Annotated in this window: 16 protein-coding genes; 5 read left to right on the forward strand and 11 right to left on the reverse strand. The window is 72.9% G+C overall.

Annotation, left to right across the window (positions count from 1 at the left end; translation table 11 throughout):
- Positions 1 to 218 precede the first annotated feature (218 nt).
- The 4 genes from ABZS58_RS11270 to ABZS58_RS11285 form a co-directional block, all read right to left on the reverse strand.
- Positions 219 to 512, reverse strand: coding sequence for a hypothetical protein (locus ABZS58_RS11270; RefSeq protein WP_354780096.1), 294 nt, complete (start codon positions 510 to 512; stop codon positions 219 to 221).
- The gene (locus ABZS58_RS11275) at positions 509 to 1192 is read right to left on the reverse strand and encodes a hypothetical protein (RefSeq protein ID WP_354780098.1); all 684 of its coding nucleotides are present in this window, start codon (positions 1190 to 1192) and stop codon (positions 509 to 511) included. Before ABZS58_RS11275 ends, ABZS58_RS11270 begins: the two co-directional genes overlap by 4 nt.
- 67 nt (positions 1193 to 1259) lie before the next feature.
- Positions 1260 to 2270 (reverse strand): GNAT family N-acetyltransferase, encoded by a 1011-nt coding sequence (locus ABZS58_RS11280; protein WP_354780100.1) that lies wholly within the window; start codon positions 2268 to 2270, stop codon positions 1260 to 1262.
- Entirely contained in the window at positions 2267 to 2851 is a 585-nt protein-coding gene (locus tag ABZS58_RS11285; RefSeq protein WP_354780102.1) for a dihydrofolate reductase family protein, read from the reverse strand. Before ABZS58_RS11285 ends, ABZS58_RS11280 begins: the two co-directional genes overlap by 4 nt.
- Before the next feature lie 102 nt (positions 2852 to 2953).
- Here ABZS58_RS11285 and ABZS58_RS11290 point away from each other — a divergent pair, with 102 nt between their 5' ends.
- Entirely contained in the window at positions 2954 to 3556 is a 603-nt protein-coding gene (locus ABZS58_RS11290) for a TetR family transcriptional regulator (RefSeq protein ID WP_354780104.1), read from the forward strand.
- A 277-nt stretch (positions 3557 to 3833) separates the two neighbouring features.
- On the opposite strand, the gene ABZS58_RS11295 is transcribed toward ABZS58_RS11290, so the two are convergent.
- Positions 3834 to 5150: a hypothetical protein gene (locus ABZS58_RS11295; RefSeq protein WP_354780106.1), complete on the reverse strand. Its 1317-nt coding sequence runs from the start codon at positions 5148 to 5150 to the stop codon at positions 3834 to 3836.
- 180 nt (positions 5151 to 5330) lie between these two features.
- Between ABZS58_RS11295 and ABZS58_RS11300 the strand changes: the two genes are divergently transcribed.
- Positions 5331 to 8069, forward strand: a complete 2739-nt coding sequence (locus ABZS58_RS11300; RefSeq protein ID WP_354780108.1) for a serine/threonine-protein kinase — start codon at positions 5331 to 5333, stop codon at positions 8067 to 8069.
- Positions 8066 to 8491 (forward strand): protein phosphatase, encoded by a 426-nt coding sequence (locus ABZS58_RS11305; protein WP_354780110.1) that lies wholly within the window; start codon positions 8066 to 8068, stop codon positions 8489 to 8491. Before ABZS58_RS11300 ends, ABZS58_RS11305 begins: the two co-directional genes overlap by 4 nt.
- Here ABZS58_RS11305 and ABZS58_RS11310 read toward each other — a convergent pair.
- Positions 8488 to 10656, reverse strand: a complete 2169-nt coding sequence (locus ABZS58_RS11310; RefSeq protein ID WP_354780112.1) for a glycoside hydrolase family 3 C-terminal domain-containing protein — start codon at positions 10654 to 10656, stop codon at positions 8488 to 8490. The genes ABZS58_RS11305 and ABZS58_RS11310 overlap by 4 nt on opposite strands.
- Positions 10657 to 10750: 94 nt before the next feature.
- Between ABZS58_RS11310 and ABZS58_RS11315 the strand changes: the two genes are divergently transcribed.
- The gene (locus ABZS58_RS11315) at positions 10751 to 11389 is read left to right on the forward strand and encodes a helix-turn-helix domain-containing protein (protein WP_354780114.1); all 639 of its coding nucleotides are present in this window, start codon (positions 10751 to 10753) and stop codon (positions 11387 to 11389) included.
- Here the strand turns inward: ABZS58_RS11315 and ABZS58_RS11320 are convergent.
- A complete protein-coding gene (locus ABZS58_RS11320; RefSeq protein ID WP_354780116.1) occupies positions 11386 to 13173 on the reverse strand; it encodes a bis-aminopropyl spermidine synthase family protein in 1788 nt (595 codons plus the stop codon). The two genes, ABZS58_RS11315 and ABZS58_RS11320, sit on opposite strands and share 4 nt — an antisense overlap.
- Positions 13174 to 13921: 748 nt before the next feature.
- Here ABZS58_RS11320 and ABZS58_RS11325 point away from each other — a divergent pair.
- A complete protein-coding gene (locus ABZS58_RS11325; protein ID WP_354780117.1) occupies positions 13922 to 15913 on the forward strand; it encodes a M4 family metallopeptidase in 1992 nt (663 codons plus the stop codon).
- A gap of 137 nt (positions 15914 to 16050) precedes the next feature.
- Here ABZS58_RS11325 and ABZS58_RS11330 read toward each other — a convergent pair whose 3' ends face one another.
- From ABZS58_RS11330 to ABZS58_RS11345, 4 genes are all read right to left on the reverse strand, one after another.
- On the reverse strand, positions 16051 to 16731 hold the full coding sequence (locus tag ABZS58_RS11330) for a class I SAM-dependent methyltransferase (protein ID WP_354780119.1): 681 nt from the start codon (positions 16729 to 16731) through the stop codon (positions 16051 to 16053).
- Positions 16685 to 17506: an alpha/beta hydrolase gene (locus ABZS58_RS11335; RefSeq protein WP_354780121.1), complete on the reverse strand. Its 822-nt coding sequence runs from the start codon at positions 17504 to 17506 to the stop codon at positions 16685 to 16687. The genes ABZS58_RS11330 and ABZS58_RS11335 overlap by 47 nt, the downstream gene beginning before the upstream one ends.
- 104 nt (positions 17507 to 17610) lie before the next feature.
- Entirely contained in the window at positions 17611 to 18279 is a 669-nt protein-coding gene (locus tag ABZS58_RS11340; protein WP_354780123.1) for a response regulator transcription factor, read from the reverse strand.
- Positions 18276 to 19490, reverse strand: a complete 1215-nt coding sequence (locus ABZS58_RS11345) for a sensor histidine kinase (protein ID WP_354780125.1) — start codon at positions 19488 to 19490, stop codon at positions 18276 to 18278. The genes ABZS58_RS11340 and ABZS58_RS11345 overlap by 4 nt, the downstream gene beginning before the upstream one ends.
- Between the last annotated feature and the right edge of the window lie 32 nt (positions 19491 to 19522).

Genomic DNA, 19522 nt, shown 5'->3' on the forward strand with positions numbered 1-19522 from the left:
CCGCCGCTCCCGGCGCAGCGATCAACGACTCACCACTGCAAAGCCGACGCTCCACGACGCGACGCTCCAGGGGCCACCCCTCAGCGACGACGCGGCGGCCGACGGCCCTTCAGTCCACGACGCCACGGTTGACGGCCCACCCGCCGGACGGGCGCCGCTCGACGACGCGGTGGCCGGCGACTCGATGGTCGTGGATCGGGTGGTCAGCGGCCCGGTGATCAGTCGCCCAGCGCGTCGGGCCACTTGATGGCCTGCAGCGCCCCGGCCCGGGCAGAGGTCGCCGGCGCCCGGTAGCGGGCCGGGTTGGCCAGCGCGCGGGACCCGGTCGATGTCGTCAGCGCACGATGCCGGGCCGAGGTCGTCGGTGAGCCGCCGCCGGGCCTGGCCTGGCCGGTCGGCGATCCGGTGGTGCGGACGGGCGGCGCGGCCCGGGTGGGCCCCGCCCACGGCGGGATCTTCGGTCCGATCGCGCCGACGAGGACCGTCGTGCGTAACGGGCGGTGGGTCGTCATTCGATGCTCCTGTCAACTGTCGAAGAGGAATGGACACGGCCGGCGATCAGGAACAGGGCGCCACGCGTGACGTCCCCGCCGACCTCGGTGAGGCTGTCCGGGCCCGCGTCGCAGTGCTCCGGGGAGGCGAGGTCCAGCCACATCGTGACCGGCGACGTCCCCGGATCGGTCGAGCGGCCCGGCGGATACACGGCGACCCGCGCGAGCGTGCCCCGCTGATCGAGGACGTCCGCGCAGTGTCCCGCGTACCGGTTGCCGGCTCTCGGGTCGGCGGTGTCCGGCCAGTACACGACCGACTGGCACTCATAAGGCTCACCCGCGAATCCGCCGGACCCCGGCGACGGCCGCAGCGCGACCGGCAGCCGGTCGACGAAGTCCGCGGCCAGGTAGACGGCGCCGGTCAGCTGCAACTCTGGCCAGGCGGGCCCGAGCGTCGAGCCGCCGGTGTCGCCGTCCGGCCCGCTGAAGCAGTCGTCGACGTCGACGTCCGCCCAGCTGATCTCCTTCGCCGCGGCCGCCGACGGTGTCCGTGCCAGGTCCACGCTGATCAGCCTGGCCGGATCGAACTCGTGCTCGACGGGCTCGCCGGTCCAGAACGCGCAGCGGGTCACGCCGTCGATCCGTCCGAGGAACGCCGGCGTGCCGACGAAGACGGTCCGCGCCCGGGGTGATGAGCTCATGCCGGACAGGATGCGACGGTCCCCTGAAACGACGCTGACGTCGCGCTGACGTGCCCACACCCGCATCTCACCCGGCCGGCTGTCCCGCCGACGGTGCGGTGAACACCAGCCTGATCTCGCTGACCCGATACCCATCTCGCCGGAACGCCGCCGCCATCGGCGCGTTGCCCGTGTCCGTCGTCGCCGTGATCACCCGCGCTCCGTCCGCCGCGTGGATTCGCGTGATCTCGGCGAGGATGTCGCCGCCATACCCGTGCCCGCGCATCTGCGGCACGACACCGAGATAGCCCACATTGCGGTGGTACGGCGTGGCCGACGGCACCGCCAGCCCCGCCACCTCCCCACCCGGCGTCTCGGCGATCCGCCACCACGACCGCTCCCCCGGGCACCCGAGACAGAACTCCATCTCGGCCCGTGCCGCGGCGTCGACCCCGTCCGCGGCCACGCTCCGCCGCGTCTGCGCGTCGAGGCTGCCGGCCGCGACCCGGCGGAACACGTCGAGAAACTCGTCGTCGCTCCCTTCCCTGAACACCAGACGACCGCCTGGCCCGCCGTCTGCCGCGTCAGCGCTCCCCGACCCGCCGGTGGCCGAGTCGGGTGGGACGGTCGAACCACGTGGAGCGGACGACCCGGGCGTCCACTCGAACCGCAGCCGCTCCACCTCGTCGGTCAGCCCCGCGGCGAACACCGCCTCCCGCCGCCACGCGACGGCGGCCACGGTCGCGGGGTGGTCGCGCCAGCCCTCGGCCAGCGACACGTTGAACTGCGGGGGCACCACCGCGCCGGACGCCGACATGCCCGCCCGGAGCAGCTGCGCCGCGAGCCCCGCACGGTCGGGCACCGACGGGTCGGTGCTCAGGCAGTCGAGGGCGACCGGAAGCGCGCTGCCGGACGGACCCCACCAGAGCGCCCGGGCGACGATCCGCCCGTCACGCTGGGCGATCCAGGTCCATTCGGGCCGGTACATCCGTGCGGCAAGGTCGGCGTGGAAGCGCTCGGCGCCGATCCAGCCGATCGGCTCGTCGACGACGACGGCCGCGACCCGGTCGATGTCGTCGGACGTCGCGGCCCGGATCATGCCGGCGCCGCCCGCTCGAACGTCAGGATCGAAACCCCCGTGTCGAACGCTCGCACGCCCGTCCGCCGGAAGGGCACCGGTTTGAAGGGTGCGGCGAAGAGCGGCACACCAGAGGCCACCGCGATCGGATTGACCTTGAGGATCAGCTCGTCGATCTCGTCGACCAGCTGGGCGGCGAGCCTGCCACCGCCGCACAACCAGATGTCGAGACCGTCGCGGCGCTTGAGGTCGCGCACGAACCCGGCGGGGTCGGTGTCCCCGCCCACGAACGTGACCGTCGGGTCGACGTCGGTGAGCGTTCTGGAGAAGACGAACTGCTCCATGTGCCGGTATGGGCTGGTCACACCGATGGCGAGGCCTGGCTCATAGGTGCCGCGGCCCATGACGACGGTGTCGAACCGCCGGTTGGCGACGCCCTCCAGTCCCAGCGGCGCCCGGGCGTGCGTGGGTATGGTCTCGGGCCAGTCGGCGAGGATCGCCGCCGCGGAGTCGCCCTCGAAGCCGAAGAAGTCGAACTGCCCGTCGGGTCCCGCGATGAAGCCGTCGAGCGTGACGGCCACGAGGTAGATCAGCTTTCGCATGTCTGTCACTCATTTCGACTTTGATGTACTGTGGATGCAGTGGTTTGAACGTAGTACTGTGATCGCAGTGGTGTCAACCAGGTCAGTGAGAAAGGACCAGCGATGCGTCAGAACCCCACCAGACGGACCGCCCTGCTCGACGCCGCCATCGAGGTCCTGGCCGACGAGGGATCGCGGGGGCTGACACTGCGCGCGGTGGATCAGCAGGCGGAGGTGCCGACGGGCACCACGTCCAACTACTTCAGCAACCGCGCCGACCTGCTGGAGCAGCTCATGCTCCGGGTCCGGGAGCGGCTCACCCCCGACCCGCGCGAGCTGGCCGAGACGATGCGGGCGACGCCGTCCCGCGACCTCGTGAAGACGCTCATGCACCAGTTGCTCGACCGGACCCGCCGGGAGCGCAGCAGCCATCTGGCCCTGCTGGAGCTGCGGCTGGAGGCGACCCGCCGACCTGAGCTCGACATCGCACTGACCAGGTTCTTCACCGCGGACCTGGAGGCGAATGTGGCGTTCCACGTCGACGCGGGCCTGCCAGGTGACAGCGGTTCGGTGCTGCTGCTCTACCTGGGCATGCTCGGCCTGATCGTCGACGACCTCACCATGCCCGAGGTGCTGCGGCCGCACGGGGTGGAGGCACTCGTCGACAACCTGGTCGACCGGCTGTTCCCGCCGCCCGCCGGGGAGGAGGCGGTCGACCAGGAGTGACGTGCCACGGGGATGGGGCTGGGTCACACCGAGGTGACCGACCGGCAGCCGAGCGTCGCGGAGGAGGAGCCAGGGTCAGGCGGAGCGGTCGACCGGCAGCGGCGCCATGAAGGTGGTGCCGGGGTCAGTCGGAGGCGATCGCCGGCAGTGTCGCGCCGTGAAGGTCGTGCCAGGGGTCAAGGCGCAGGCGATCGGCCGGCGGTGACGCGTCAAGGAGGAGCCAGGGCACCAGGGGAGGTGACCGGCCGGCGGTGACGCGTTCGGGGGTGGATCCGGGTCAGGCGGAGGTTCCGGCGGCGCGGTGCCTGGCGCGGACGGCGGACGGCTGCAACTGCGAAGGGCCGGTCACCGGGGCGAGCGCCATCCGCTGCGGCGGCGCGAAGACCGGCGCTGACATCAGCGTTGCGTTGGGCTGCGACGGTACGACACCCCGTGGGCCCGCGGTCGGATCCTGCGACCACGACGAGGTCCGCGACCGGGTGGGGTCCTGCGCGTGCGGCAGCTCCTGCACGCCTGTCCAGACCTGCGTGCGTGCCCACTCCGGCGCGGGCAACGGCTGCGCGGACGACGGGTGGGCGGGCGACGGGTGAGCCGGCGACGGGTGAGCCGGCGACGGGTGAGCCGGCGACGAATGCGCGGGCATCGACCTGGTGGGCAGCGAGCGGGACGGAAGGGGGAATGACGGTGTCCGGAGGTGGTTCGCTGGGCGGTCTGTGTGCGCGGTGACCGAGTCGTCCGCAGCGCGGCGCGGCGACGGGACGTTGTGCAGTGGCTGTGGCGCAAACCGGGGCGGTGTCGGAAACGTGGCCGGCGGGGCGATCGCGTGGCCGTGGAACCTCGGTTGCGCGGCGGGCCGCATGTGGTGCGGGCGCTTCTCAGCGCTGGCGGCGGACGCGGGCTGCGTCGAGGTCGCGAAGGCCTGGTCGGCGGCGTCGGAGACGACGGGCATGCGCCGCGTCCGCTGCGCGGAGGACGCCGGTGCGTGGCGGGGCAGCGGGACAGCGGATGGCAGCGGCGCCTGGTCGGCGTACATCGGCACGGCGGACGTCGGAGCCGCGGACGCCGGTGCGTGGCGGGGCAGCGGGACAGCGGATGGCAGCGGCGCCTGGTCGGCGGCGTACATCGGCACGGCGGACGTCGGAGCTGCGGCAGCAAAGGTGGGAGCCGGAGCAGCAAAGACCTGGACCGGAGCAGCGAACGCGGGGTGCGAACCAGCGGACGCCGGCGCGCCGGGTGCCGGGGGCATCGGCGGAGGCTCGGTGTACGTCCGGGCGGCCGCCGGGTGTGGGCGTGACCGGCGGGCTGAGGCGGTCCGCCGGCGGCTGTACGCGCGGAACGTTCCGGCGAGCGCGGCGGCCGTCAGCGTCGCGGGCAGCACCAGGACGATGCGCCCGACGAGGATGACGCCACCGAGGACGAGCACCTTCGCCGCCCAGCCGGACAGGGCGAGGCCGACCGTCACGCACAGGAGGCGGAGCTTCGGCGGGTTGCCGGGCAGGAAGCCGGCCGCGGCGGTGATGAGGCCGCCGATCAGGTAGCAGGTGAGGAGCATTGTCCCCGCCGTGCCGCCGAGGTCGAGAACGTTCTGGTGCACAATGCCTCCGAGCCGCGCAAACCCGCCGTCCCATGACGGTAGGTGATCGGGTGCAGTCCGGTTGTCAACAGATCAGGTGAGGTTGCACGGAAGGCAGGCGTCGTGATCCTCGCGACGGTCGGGGCGCCGTGCGGTGTGCCGATTGCGTGCTTGGGTGATCGATCGGGTACACCTTTGTGCATGACCGCCGCGCCCGCCCTCGTCGCCGACCGATATCGCCTGTTTGAACCACTCGGGGCGGGCGGGATGGGCAGGGTGTGGCGCGCCCGGGACGAGACGCTCGGGCGGGACGTCGCCGTGAAGCAGATCATCCTGCCGCCGGAGCTGCTCGACAGCGCACGCGACGTCGCGATGGAGCGGACACTGCGCGAGGCACGCGCGGCGGCGCGGCTGACCCATCCGAATGTGGTCCGCGTGTATGACGTGCTCGCCTTCGACGGGCAGCCGTGGCTCATCATGGAGTACGTGCCGTCGCGGTCGCTGGACCAGACGCTGCGCGCCGACGGGCCGCTCCCCCCACGCAGGGTCGCGGAGATCGGGCTCGCGGTCCTCGTCGCGCTGCAGGCGGCGCACCGCGTCGGTGTCCATCACCGCGACATCAAGCCCGGCAACGTCCTGCTCGGCGACGACGGCCGGGTCGTCCTCACCGACTTCGGCATCGCCCGCATCGAGGGCGACGGTCACGTCACGCGCACCGGTCTGGTCCTCGGCTCACCCGAGTACATCGCCCCCGAGCGGGCCCGGGACGGCACCGCCGGCGCCGCCGGGGACCTGTGGTCGCTGGGCGCCACGCTGTACGCCGCGGTGGAGGGCCGCTCCCCGTACGGGCGCGGCTCCGCCATGGAAACCCTCATGGCCCTCGCCTCCGACGAGCTCGACCCGCCGCAGCGCGCCGGCGCGCTCGCCCCCGCGCTGCGCGGCCTGCTGCGCAAGGACCCGCGGGCCCGGGCGGGGTTCGCCGAGACCGAGGAACGCCTCCGCGCCGCCCTCGTCGCCCCCACCGAACGCCGCCGCCGGTCATGGCTGAGCGGCTGGGGCCGTTCGACCCCGGCGCCGACGCCACCCGCGCCGCCCGTCCCCGCGCAGCGCCCCGCACCGGCCGACCCGCCGACCGTCGTCCAGCCCCGCACCCGCCAAGACCCGCCGACGGTCGTCCAGTCCCTTCCTCCGGTTGCGGCCGCCGCGACGGAACGTCCAGCTCCCGCCGATCCCGCCCCCAGCGATGCTCCCGCCTTCGAGCAGGCCGCTCCGCCCACGCAGCGGGCAGCGGAAGCCGTGACGGCCCAGGAGGAGGCCCCGGAGGCGCAGGCTGAGGCAGAGGCGCAGGCGGAAGCCACGAGGCAAGCGGAAGCCGCGGCACAGGCGGAAGCCGACCGGCAGGCGGCAGCCGAAGCGAAGGCCGAGGCCGACCGGCAAGCAGCAGCTGAAGCACAGGCGCTGGCAGAGGCCGCGGCACTCGCCGAAGCTGAGGCGCAGGCGGAAGCCACGAGGCGAGCAGAAGCCGCGGCACAGGCGGAAGCCGACCGGCAGGCGGCAGCCGAAGCGAAGGCCGAGGCCGACCGGCAAGCAGCAGCTGAAGCACAGGCGCAGGCTGAGGCAGAGGCGCAAGCGGAAGCCGCGAGGCAGGCGGAGGCCGCGGCGCTGGCAGAGGCCGCGGCACTCGCCGAAGCTGAGGCGCGGGCAGAAACCGCGAGGCAGGCGGCGGAGGACGCGCGGGCCCAGGCTGCGGCACGCGCGGAGGCCGAGGCCCTCGCAGAAGCCAAGCTCCGTGCGGAGGCCGAGGCGCAAGCGGCGGCCGACGCGCAGGCAGCAGCCGAAGCACAGGCCGAAGCCGCTAGGCAGGCGGCAGAGGACGCGCGGGCCGAAGCCGCGGCACGCGCGGAAGCCGAAGCCCGAGCGGCAGCCGAGGCGAAGGCGGCGGCAGAGGCGCAGGCGGCAGCCGACGCGCGAGCAGCGGCTGAGGCGCAAGCAGCAGCCGACGCGCGAGCAGCGGCTGAGCAGCGGGCCGACGCCGAGACGCTGGCGGCCGGGGCGGGTGCTGGGGTTGCGGGCGCTGAGACCGAGGTGGCGGAGCGCGGTGACGGTGCCGGTGGTGGGCGGGGTGTGGATGGCACGGCGCCGGTAGCACCGGGTGGAGTGTCCGGGACGGCCGGCGGTCCGGCATCCGTCTCGGACGGGGCGGCTCCGCCGCTGGTCGGGGACGGTGGTCGTACACGCGGAAAACCCCCTGTGAAAGTGCTTGCGGCCGTCGGTGGGGCCCTCGTCATCGTCGTGCTGCTCGCGTGGGTGGTGGTGCGGCAGGGTGGGGACGACAGCAACAAGACCGCGGCGCCGGCCGGTTCGGTGCGGTCGACGGCGGCTGCCACGAGCGCGGCGGCCGAGTCGCCGAGTGCGGCGGCGTCCAGTGAGCCGGCCGGGACCGGGCCGTCGGCGACGCCTTCGTCGGAGCCTGCGCCGGAGCCGGGTGGGACGGGGCAGTTGCCGCCGTTGCCGGCCGGGTGGATCGACTATCGCGATCCGTCAGGGTTCTCGGTGTACGTGCCGGCCGGTTGGCGGCGGTCGAAGGAGGGCTCGATCGTGTACTTCCGCGGTGACGGGCGCGTCCTGGGCATCGACCAGACGGACCAGCCGAAGTCGGACCCGGTGAAGGACTGGCAGACGCAGCGGGACTCGCGGCTGGCGAGGGGCGACTTCCCCGGGTACGCGGAGGTCCACATCCAGCCGGTACCGTACTTCGTGACCGCGGCGGACTGGGAGTTCACGTTCGCGCGGGGGGCGCGGCAGCACGTCAACAACCGGGGGGTGGTCACGTCGCCGAAGCAGGCGTACGGCTTCTACTGGCAGACCACCGACGCCGACTGGGCCGCGGCCAGGCCGTCCCTGGACCTGGTGTTCGCCAGCTTCCGGCCGAAACCGTGATCGCGCACTGGCCGCAGGACACGCCGGGGCTGCTGCGGTTGCCGTCGGGGTTGACGGTCCGAGGGCGGGCGTTGTCGAAGCCTGTCCCCGACGGCCCGGTGCCGACGCTCGGCGTCTACGGCCTCGGGCGCGAGCCGGCGGCGACGGCGTGGCCGCAGCGGTGGGTCCGGTGGCCGGACTTCGGGCTGCCACGGGACCGCGACGCGTTCCGGGCGGCCCTCGAGGAGGCGTTGGTGGAGGCGCGGACGGGCCGGGTCGAGTTCGGCTGCGGCGGCGGGCGGGGCAGGACCGGGACGGCGCTCGCCTGCCTGGCGGTCCTCGACGGCGTACCGGCCGGTGAGGCCGTCGCATACGTGCGGCAGCACTACTCCCGGCACGCCGTCGAGACACCATGGCAGCGTGGGTTCGTCAAACGGTTCTAGTTCACGGACGCGGCCAGCTTCTCGATCGCGGCGGGGCTGAACGCCTCGCCGGCGAAGACCGCGAGCCGGGCCAGGGGCAGGCTGCCCATCAGCGTCAGCATCTCCGGGTCGGCGACGGTGTGCGCCATGACGCCCGACTCGCCGCCGCCGGCGGCGAGGGACGCGAACACCTCGCCGAGCGCCTGGGCGCCCCTCGGGTCGCTGAGCCATTCCGCGATCGTCGACTCGCCCGTCAGCGGGACCCGGACCTCGTCGCCCTCGACGGTGGCGGTGGCGGTGACCCGCAGGTCGCGGGAGGAGGCGCCGATCTCGATCTGGTACTCGCCGCCCTCGACGACCCAGCGGGACACGCGGGTGTCCCAGTAGGCGAGGTCGTCACGGGCGATCGTCAGGTCCACCGCGACGGTCGTGCCGGCGGGGATCGCGACGTTGGCGAACGCCTTGAGCTCCCGGGGCGCGCGGCGGACGGCGGAGCCGGGCAGGGAAACGTATGCCTGCACGACCTCGCGGCCGTCGCGGTCGCCGGTGTTGGTGACGTCGAGCCGCACCGTCAGGCCCGCTCGGGTTTCGTCGGCGGCCGCCGGGCCGTAGGCGAAGGTGGTGTACGACAGGCCGTGGCCGAACGGGTACGCGACCTGCTGCCCGCGGGCGTCGAAGCCGCGGTACCCGATGTGGATGCCCTCGCCGTAGCGGACGTGCCCGTGCTCGCCGGGGAAGTCGAGGTGCGACGGGTGGTCGGCGAGGTGCAGCGGGATCGTCTCGGTGAGCCGGCCCGACGGGTTGACCCGGCCGAACAGGACATCGGCGAGCGCGCCGCCGCCGGCCTGGCCGAGCAGCCAGCTCTCGACGATCGCGGGCACGGCCGCGTCCCACGGGCCGGTGCGCAGGACCGCGCCGTTGGACAGCACGACGACGGTGCGCGGGTTGACGGCCGCGACCCGTTCGATGAGCTCGACGTGCGCTGCCGGCAGGTCGATCGACTCGCGGTCGGCGCCCTCGGTCTCGCGGTCCGTGCCGGCGAACACGATCGCTGCGGCCGCTTCCCCGGCCAGGGCGACGGCGGCGTCGATGTCGTCGTACCCGGGCGCGAACGTGACCGGCCCCGCGGCAAGCTCGGTGATCGCGTCGAGCGCGTTGTCGAGCCTGGTCGGATTGATCTGTGAGCTGCCACCGCCCTGGAACCTCGGCGTTCGTGCGTACTCGCCCAGGACCGCGACGCTGGTGCCGGCCGTCAGCGGCAGGCTGTGCCGCTCGTTCTTGAGCACGACGATGGCGCGGCCGGCGACCTCACGGGCGAGCGCGTGGTGCTCCGCCTCGTCATATGCGGCGCCGGTACGTCCCGCGAGTGCCTTTTCGACGAGCGTGGTGACGCGCTGGACGGCGGTGTCCAATGTGGACTCCGGGAGGTCTCCGCTGTTCACGGCCTCGACGAGGCGGCGGTCGCCTTCCGGGTCGGGGCCGGGCATGGTGAGGTCGAGTCCGGCGCGGACCGCCTCGACCCGGTCGGCGACGGCGCCCCAGTCGGACACGACGAGACCCTCGTAGCCCCATTCGCCGCGCAGCACCTCCGTGAGCAGCCAGTGGTGCTGGGACGCAAGGACCCCGTTGACGCGGTTGTACGAGCACATGACCGTCCACGGCTTCGCCTGCGTGACGACCCGCTGGAACGCGCGCAGGTAGATCTCGCGCAGCGTGCGCTCGTCGACGTCGGCGGAGACCCGCATCCGGTCGGTCTCCTGGCTGTTGACGGCGAAGTGCTTCAGCGACGCGCCGACGCCGCGGCTCTGCAGGCCTTTGACCCATTCGGTGGCGAGGACGCCGGTGAGCAGCGGGTCCTCGGCGAAGTACTCGAAGTTGCGGCCGCCGAGCGGGCTGCGCTTGAGGTTGATGCCGGGGCCGAGGAGCACCTGGACGTCCATGGCTCGCGCCTCGTCGCCGAGCGCCTCGCCGACCCTCCTGGCGAGCTGCGGGTCCCAGGTCGAGCCGAGGGCGACGGCGGGCGGGAAGCAGGTGGCGGGTTCACTGTCGAGGAGGCCACCGCCGGGCGCCGCCTTCCTGACGCCGTGCGGGCCGTCGGTCAGCATGATGTCGGGCACGCCGGTGACGGCGGTGCTGCGCCAGAAGCTGCTGCCGCTGGTGACTGCGGCCTTCTCCTCGAGGTCCATGGCTGGTCGCCCTTCACTACTGAGCACTTGTAAAGTATTAGGTACCAGGTAAGGTAGCGTCACTGACCTCGATGCGACAAGGGGGACGGCCCGGATGGCACGGCACGACCGGACCCGCCTGCCCGCGGCCGAACGGCGCCGTCAGATCATCACCGCCGCGACGCGGCTCGTTGCGGAGCGGGGGTTCTGGGGCCTGTCGATGCAGGACGTCGCGGCGGACTGCGGCCTCACGGTGCCGGGGCTGCTGCATCACGTGGGGTCCAAGGACGGCCTGCTGATCGCGATCCTCGAACACCGCGACGCCGAGGACGCCCGGGCCCTGGCTTCGCTGCTGGGAGCGCCCCCATTGGGGGTGCCGTCGCCCTCGTCGTCGCCGTCGTTGTCGCCCTCGTTGTCGCCCTCGTTATCGTCGCCGTCGCCGTCGTTGCGGGAGGTTTGCGCGGCGGTGGTGCGGCGGAACGCGTCGCAGCCGGAGATCGTGCGGTTGTTCGCGGTGCTGCAGGCGGAGTCGCTCACACCCGACCACCCCGCGCACGCGTACTTCGTCGCCCGGCAGCAGCGGATACTCGACGAGATCACCGCCCTGGCCAAGGCCGCCGGCGGGCCGGCCCCACCCGAGACGACGGCGCGGCGGGTCATGGCCCTCATGGACGGCGTGCAGCTGCAGTGGCTGCGCTCCCCCGGCTCCGACCTGATTCAGCTGTGGGCTGACACGGTCGGCGACCTGCCTTAGCTCTCGGGCAAGGTCAGCGTTTCGACCAGCTCGGCGATCTCGTGCCGCGGCAGGTCGAGCAGCCTGGCATCGGCCCACGACGGCCGGATCAGCTCGGCGACCTTGGCTCTGGCCTCGTTCTTCGTCATCCCGTACTGCCGGACGAGCCCCTCACGCAGGACATTGCCGAGCTTCCCGTGCGCGTGCTGCAGCAACCATCCGACCGCGGTCCGTGACCCGTCCGGCACGGCGGTCGCCTCCACGATCGCCAGTTTCGGCGAGGGGGTGCTGCGCCGGTAACGTAACGTGTACTTCGAAGCGACAACGGTGCGTAGCGCCGCCTGACTCTTCGCATCGATGAGGTCGGGCGATTTGTTGGGCAGTTGTAAGCTCAGGGAAGAAGTATTGAGCGCCAGCAGCACCCGCAACAGCCATGGCCCGGGATCGCCGGTGAGGTCGATCTGGTCCGGCACCGACCGCAACGGCGCCGCCAGCAGCTCCGCGGGCCCGCGCCCGACGGCCTCGCCCTCCAGCGAATGCTCACCGTGGGTGTACATGTTGACCGCCGCCCCGCTCAGCCGCTTCTCCAGCACCTGCCATGTGCGCGCGGTGGGCCGGCAGACATAGAGGTCGCTCGCGGACCCGACCGCTTGCGCGCCGTGGTAGCGGTTGAAGGACGGCAGGATCGTTTCGACCGCGAGGTCGAGGTCGAGCACCGCCCGCTGCACCTTCACCCCGAGCGCGGGCGTGAGCGGACTGAACCCGTAGGCCATGACGAGCCGCCCGTTGACCCGGTCCCGCAGCGCCTGCGCCCCGCGGCCGAGGAAGAGCTGGACACCCTCCGGCGTGTAGGGCGGGTCGGTGAAGACGAGGTCCGCGGACTCGGCGACCACCGGCGGCAGGCCGAACCGCAGGTCCGCGTGCCAGCACTCGACCGCGTGCCCGCGCTGCGCCGCCCGGGCCGCGATGAACTCGAGCAGCCGCTCGTCGACGTCGACGACCGTGACCCGCACGTCGGACCGGACGGCGAGGACGGCGAGCGAGGTCAGGTCGTGATCGCCGACGCAGACGAGGTGGGCGCCGGCCAGGTCGTACGTCTCGTCGAGCCACCTGGCCCGCTTCGCCGCGGTCTGGGCGGTCGCGGAGACGTGGTCGAGCGCCCGGTCGGTGGGGACGTCCGCGATGAGGCGGGTCAGGTCGGCGATCAGGTCCGCATCGGAGATGCCCGATGGGCCCGGCCAGCCCGGCTCGCCCGACCCGCTCGCCCAGCCTGGCTCGCCCGCCCGGCCCGACTCGCCTGCCCAGCCCTCGCCCGCCCGGCCCGGATCGCCCGCCCGGCTCGGCTGGCCCGTCCAGCCCGGCTTGCCCGTCGGGGTCGTCGCGCCCGTGCCCGGTCCGGCCGACGGTTCAGCGGGATATTCCGGATTTTCCTGGTTCCCGGTGGCTGATGGCGGCGGGAGAAGGGGCGGCGTGGGCGATGGGGGCGAGGCCGGACGCACCACGCCGGGCAAGGACAGCGGTTGACCTGCCGTGGTCGGTGATGCTGCATTGCCGCCGGCCGGATCCACCGCTGGGCGGAGGGGGGCGGTGAAGCGGGTGCGGTACGCGCCGGGCAGGCGAAGGGTGCCGTTCCGCGCGGTGTGCAGGTCGGGGCCTGCGGCGCGGAGCAGGTGCTCGACCGTCCGGCGAGGGAGGGCGTGCTCGCGGATCAGGTCGTCGAGGGTGGTCGGGGTTGTCGCCAGGTCGACCAGGGCCAGTCGCAGGCGGCGGCCGCCGATCCCGGCGTCCGCCACGATTCCGACCACCGTCTCGATCGGCGTCGCCGCGCCAGTGTCGGCCGTCCCGGCCGCCTCGCCCTCCGCGCCGGAGCCCGCCTCAGCCGAAGGCGTCGCACCGCCGGCGCCACCGCCGCCACTACCGCCACCGCGGCTACCGCCGCTATCGCCACCACTGCCGCCAGCGCCAGCGCTGCCGGCGGGTGCGGGTGGCGGAACGGATGATGACGCCGCAGCGGGGTCTGTGATCTTGTTGGGCGGCTGCCCGGTGGACGGCGGGGGTGGGTCCGAGGGGGCAGGGCCGGCTGGTGGCGTCATCGTCCTTCACCTTACGGGGCGCGGCGATCCGACCAAGACCGGCAAAGGTCATCGATGAGTTAAAAGTTAATGACCTGCAGTTATTCAACGACGGGGGCGTGAATTCAGTTAAACCGTTTCGGCGGTGTTTCACGGGTTGGGAGGCATTGAAGTACAGGGTGGCGGCAAGGGTGCGCAGAGGGTATGAAGTCTTGTCCGGACGATTCCGGCTGTGTGATCGTCCTGAAATCGCCATGAGTCGATGAAGCTTGCGGTTGGCCGTTCGGCGCGCGCACGCCGGCCGTTGCACCAGAGTCGACTCTCGCGTGTCTCGATTGGTTCCGGCGCACCCCCGAAACGTTGTACCCCCGGTTCCGTGCGCCGCCCTGGAAAGAAGGCACCCTTGAAGCTGTCCCCACGGTTCGCTACAGCGGCCGGAGTGCTCGCGGTCGGGCTGGTAACAGCCGGCACCGCCGCAGCCGTGCAAGCCTCGCCCCCGCTGCCGGCGCCCACAGGCGTCGAGGCAGCCAACGTCGTCGCGGCCAAGTCAGCCGCGACGTTCGTGTCCCAGCGTCCGAGTGTGCTGCAGCCCAGCACCGACGACGCGTACGTGCAGAAGTCGTTCGTCGCGTCCGGCAACGCGAAGTACGTCGGCTACGAGCGGACCTACAAGGGTCTGCCCGTCGTCGGTGGTGACTTCGTGGTCGTCACGGACGCGGCGGGCACGGCGAAGTACACGTCGGTGTCGCAGACGAAGGCGATCGGCAGCCTGTCGACGTCGGCGAAGATCAGCTCCGCCGACGCCGAGGCGGCCGCCCGCAAGCTGCTGACGAGCGTCAACGCGGTCGAGGGCACCAGGCTCGTCGTCTACACCCTGGACGGCAGCGCCAAGCTCGCGTACGAGACGACGCTCAACGGCACCGGCGCGGAGGGCGCGAGCCGCCTCACCGTGCAGGTCGACGCCCTCACCGGCGCCGTGCTCGACAAGACCGAGCGGGTCATGCACGGCACCGGCACCGGTTGGATCGTCGGTAACGTCACGATCAACACGACCCTGTCGGGCAGCACGTACAGCATGAAGGACCCGACCTACCCGACCATCAGCTGCCAGAACGCCACCGGCAACACGACGTTCACGGGCCCTGACGACGTCTGGGGCACCGGTGTCGGCACCGACCGGGAGACCGGCTGCGTCGACGCGCTGTACGCGGCTCAGAAGGAGGCCGCGATGCTCTCGTCGTGGCTGGGCCGCAACGGGTTCAACGGCAGCGGCGGCGGCTGGCCGATCCGCGTCGGTCTGAACGACCAGAACGCGTACTACGACGGCACCCAGATCCAGATCGGCAAGAACACCGCCGGCAAGTGGATCAGCTCGCTGGACGTCGTGGGTCACGAGGTCGGTCACGGCATCGACGACACCACCCCGGGTGGCATCTCGAAGGCCGGCACCCAGGAGTTCGTGGGTGACGTGTTCGGCGCGGCCACCGAGGCGTTCGCCGCCAACCCGAACGACCCGGCCGACTACCAGGTCGGCGAGGAAGTCAACCTCGTCGGCAGCGGCCCGATCCGCTACATGTACAACCCGTCGCTCGCGGGTGACGACAACTGCTACTCCAGCAGCACGCCGACGCAGGAGGTCCACGCGGCCGCCGGCCCCGGCAACCACTGGTTCTACCTGCTCGCCGAGGGCACCAACCCGACCAACGGGCAGCCGACCAGCACCACGTGCAACGGCTCGACCGGCCTCGTCGGCATCGGCATCCAGAAGGCCACCAAGATCTTCTACAACGCGATGCTGATGAAGACCTCGTCCTCGTCGTACCTGAAGTACCGCACCTGGACGCTAACCGCGGCCAAGAACCTGTACCCGAGCAGCTGCGCGGAGTTCAACGCGGTCAAGAACGCGTGGAACGCCGTCAACGTCCCGGCGCAGTCCGGGGACCCGACGTGCACCGGTGGCACCACCCCGCCGCCCACCACGTCGAACCCGCCGACCTCGAACCCGCCGACCGGCTCGTGCTCCGGCCAGAAGCTGCTCAACCCGGGCTTCGAGTCGGGCACCGCGTCGTGGACCGGCACCACCGGCTCCATCGGCCAGTGGGCCAGCCAGGGCCAGGCCGCCCGCACGGGCACCTACAGCTCGTGGCTGCTCGGGTACGGCTCGACGAAGACCGAGGCGATCCAGCAGTCGGTGACCATCCCGGCCGGGTGCAGCGCCACGCTCACGGCGTACATCCACATCGACTCGGCCGAGACGACCACCACCGTGCAGTACGACAAGCTGACCATCACGGCCGGCTCGACCACCCTGGGCACCCTGTCGAACCTGAACAAGGCGTCCGGGTACGTGCTGCGCACGTACAACCTGAGCTCGTTCGCCGGTCAGACGGTGGCGATCAAGTTCAGCGGCACGGAGGACTCGTCCCTGCAGACGTCGTTCGTCCTCGACGATCTCGCGGTGACGCTGAGCTAGCGGTATCGGAAAAACAGGGGCCCGGGTCGCGCGCCGACCCGGGCCCTTCCATGTGCGACCTCGGCCCGGGTCTCCACCCGTAGGTGCCATCGCGTCCCACCGGACGCGATGGCACGGCTGCGACGGGCGCCGCGGGGCTACAGGTACGCGAACAGCATCGGGTTGCCGGACGCGGCGGCGTGCACGGGGGCGGCGAGCCGCAGCTTCAGTTTCAGGCCGACGAGCCGGTCGTGGGTGTCGGGGTCGGCGGCCGGTGACGCGGTCAGGTGGGCGATGCCGTGCCGGCGGAGCCAGCCGAGGACGACCGCGCCCTCGCTGACCGGCCACGGGCGGCGGCCGTGGAACACGTCGTGGACGGCGACGGCGGCGCCCGGGCGGAGCCGGTCGAAGAGCTCCGTGGTGTACCAGCGGGCGAACCGCGCCGTGTGGGCGGCGTCGACGAGGACGAACCCGGGCTCGTCGGGGAGCGGGCCGTCGCGGACGTCGCCGCGGGTGAAGGACCACCGGTCCGCGGCCAGGGACGGCGGGACGGACCGGGTCGCGTCGCCGGTGAGGTCGAACGTGTGCAGCGTGCCCATGTCGTTGTCCCGCAGGGCGCGCAGCAGCCACGTCGTCGACCAGCCCCGCGCCGACCCGATCTCCAGCACCGTGCGGGGGCGCAGCGCCCGGACCGTCAGGTAGGCGATCTCCGCCTCGACGTCGTCGAGCCTGGGGCGCATCGGGCGCTGCGCGAGGAGCTCCCGCTGCTCGTCGCGGGCGGTGCGCAGGTCGTCAGCGTAGGTGCGGTACCAGTTGATGACCGTGTCGAGCGGCGGCATCGAGGTCTCCGTTCGCGATGGCGGCGAGGGCGTCCAGGGAGGCGGTGCCGGGCACGAAGTAGCCGTCGTGGCCGGTGACCCCGTCGACGGGCAGCGGCAGCGCCCCGAACGCCGGATCGGTGGGGTGGGTGCCGTGGCCGGCGCCGAGGATGCGCAGCCCCGGCAGGCGGCGGGTCCAGTCGCCGGCGGCGGTGCCGGCCCACACGCGGGCGGTGGTGCGCAGGTCCGCGGCGCGGTCCACGCCCATCCCGGGGCTGCCGAGGACGACGATGTCGGTGACGTGTCCGCCGGTACCGGCGTCGAGGCGCGCGGCGGCACGGCCGATGACGGTGGAGCCGTAGCTGTGCCCGACGAGCACGATCCGCGGTGCGGGCACGTCCCGCAGGAACCGCAGCAGCGCGGCGGCCCCGGTCGCGGCGACGTCCTCCCGGACCGCGTCGAGCCGGATCCCCTCGGGCGGGTGGTAGCCGAGCCACGCGATCACCGCGACGTCCGGGCCGGCGGCGGTCGCGAGCTGCGCGGCCTGCCAGGCGGGGGCGCGGCGCTGGACACCGCCGAGGCCGCGGTCGAAGTTGGCGGCGGTGGTGCCGGCACCGGGCACGAGGACGACGACGGTCGCCGCCGTCGACGGGTCGCCGACGACCTCGACCGCGAGACCGTCGGCGGTCCGTACGTCCTGGACGGCCAGGGCAGGCGGCACGGCGGACACCTGCGCCGGGCCGAACACCGACCAGAGGACCGCGATCAGCGGCAGCGCGAACACCCTGCGGAACATGTGGCCGAAGGTAGGTGCGCGGCGGTGCCCGGATCGTCACTCCGTGGGACCATCTGCGGTGTACCTCTGCGGTACTACGGGTCTTCCCGGACGGTCCCGGGCGCTCAGGACCCGGCGCTGACGACCCCGGTCTCGTAGGCGAAGACGACGGCCTGTGCCCGGTCACGCAGGTCGAGTTTCGTCAGCACGCGGCTCACGTGGGTCTTCACCGTCTGCTCGGCGACGACGAGGTCCTCGGCGATCTCCGCGTTGGACCGGCCGCGGGCGATGAGCCGCAGCACCTCCGTCTCCCGTGGGGTGAGGGCGGCGAGCCGGGCCGGCTGGTGCCCGGTGGCGGCCTTCGGGCGGGCCGCGAACTGCTCGATGAGCCGCCGTGTCACCGACGGGGCGAGCAGGCCGTCGCCGGCGGCGACGACCCGGACGGCGTTGACGAGTTCGGCGGCCGGGGCGTCCTTGAGCAGGAACCCGGACGCGCCGGCGCGCAGCGCCTCGAACACGTAGTCGTCGAGGTCGAACGTGGTGAGGATGACGACCTTCGGCCGGTGCAGCCCCGGGTCGGTGCCGAGGATGCGGGCGGTCGCCTGGATGCCGTCGAGGACGGGCATGCGCACGTCCATGAGGACCACGTCCGGGGAGTGCTCCCGGGCCATCGCGACGCCCTGCGCGCCGTCGGCGGCGTCACCGACGACGACGATGTCCGGCTGGGCGGCGAGCAGCGCCGCGAAACCCTGCCGGACCATCGCCTGGTCGTCGACGATGAGGACCCGGATCACGTGTCGACCTCCAGGGGGAGCGTGGCGTGGACGGTGTAGCGGCCCGCGTCGGGGCCGGCGGTGAACGTGCCGCCGATGGCGGTGGCCCGTTCCCGCATGCCGAGCAGGCCGTGCCGTTCACCGGTGGGCGGCTCACCCGCCGGGTCGCCGGCGGGGGCGGTCAGGGTGTTGCGCACGGTCAGCTCCAGGGCGGACGGGCCGAGGGTGAGGGTGATGCGGACGGGGGCGCCGGCGGCGTGGCGGCGGGCGTTGCTCAGCGCCTCCTGCACGATCCGGAACGCGGCGAGGCCGACGGCGGGTGGGACGGTCGCGCCGGGCAGCGGCTCGAACGTGACGTCGACGCCGGCCCGGCGGGCGTCGACGACGAGCCCGGCGAGGTCCTCGAGGCCCGGCTGCGGCTCCACCAGGGGTGTCTCGGTGCTGCGCAGCACGCCGAGGAGGCGGCGCATCTCGACGAGCGCCTCCCTGGACGTGCCGGCGATCGCGGCGAGCTCCTCGGCGACCGCGGGTGGGACGCCGTCGATGCGGTACACGGCGGTCTCGGCGCGCACCGCGATGAGCGACATGTGGTGGGCGACGACGTCGTGCATCTCGCGGGCGATCCGGTTGCGTTCCTCGGCGACGGCGCGGCGGGCCTGGGCGAGCTCGGTGCGTTCCTCCTCCTCGGCGAGGGCGGCCTGGACCTCGCGGCGGCGGCGGACCTGGTCACCGACGACGAGGATGGCGAAGACGGCGAGGAGCAGCCCGGCGATGTTGGTGGGCTTGACGAACACGACGACGAGCAGCGCCGCGGACAGCCCGGTCCAGACGAGGACGCCGCGGCGGTGCCGGACGGCGACGACGGCGAGGACGACGGGGATGCTCAGCATCTGCGTCGGTGTCCACGGCCACGGGGTGCGTTGCGCGATGTGGACGGTGAAGCCGGCGAGCCCGGCGACGAGGAACGCGATCCGCCACGCGAGCAGCGGCCGGGTCGCGACGAGCGCGATCGGGGCGCCGGTGAGGGCGGCGGTGAGGACGAGGAGGAACGAGCCGACCATGGGGCCGTTGCCGAGGAGGTACTCGTAGGTGATGAGCCCGGCGGCGATCGCGACGACGACCCCGATCGTGGGCAGCGCCCGGCCGAGGCGGGTGCGGGGACGGACCGGCGGGTCGGGGCCGACGAGGAACCCGCGCAGGTCCCGCCGCACGGCCTTCGACACGCTGCCCACCCCGGAACCGTAACAGCGGCCGGGGTGGTAGC

This window comes from Dactylosporangium sp. NPDC005555, from assembly GCF_040605635.1.
In the GTDB taxonomy this organism is placed as follows: domain Bacteria; phylum Actinomycetota; class Actinomycetes; order Mycobacteriales; family Micromonosporaceae; genus Dactylosporangium.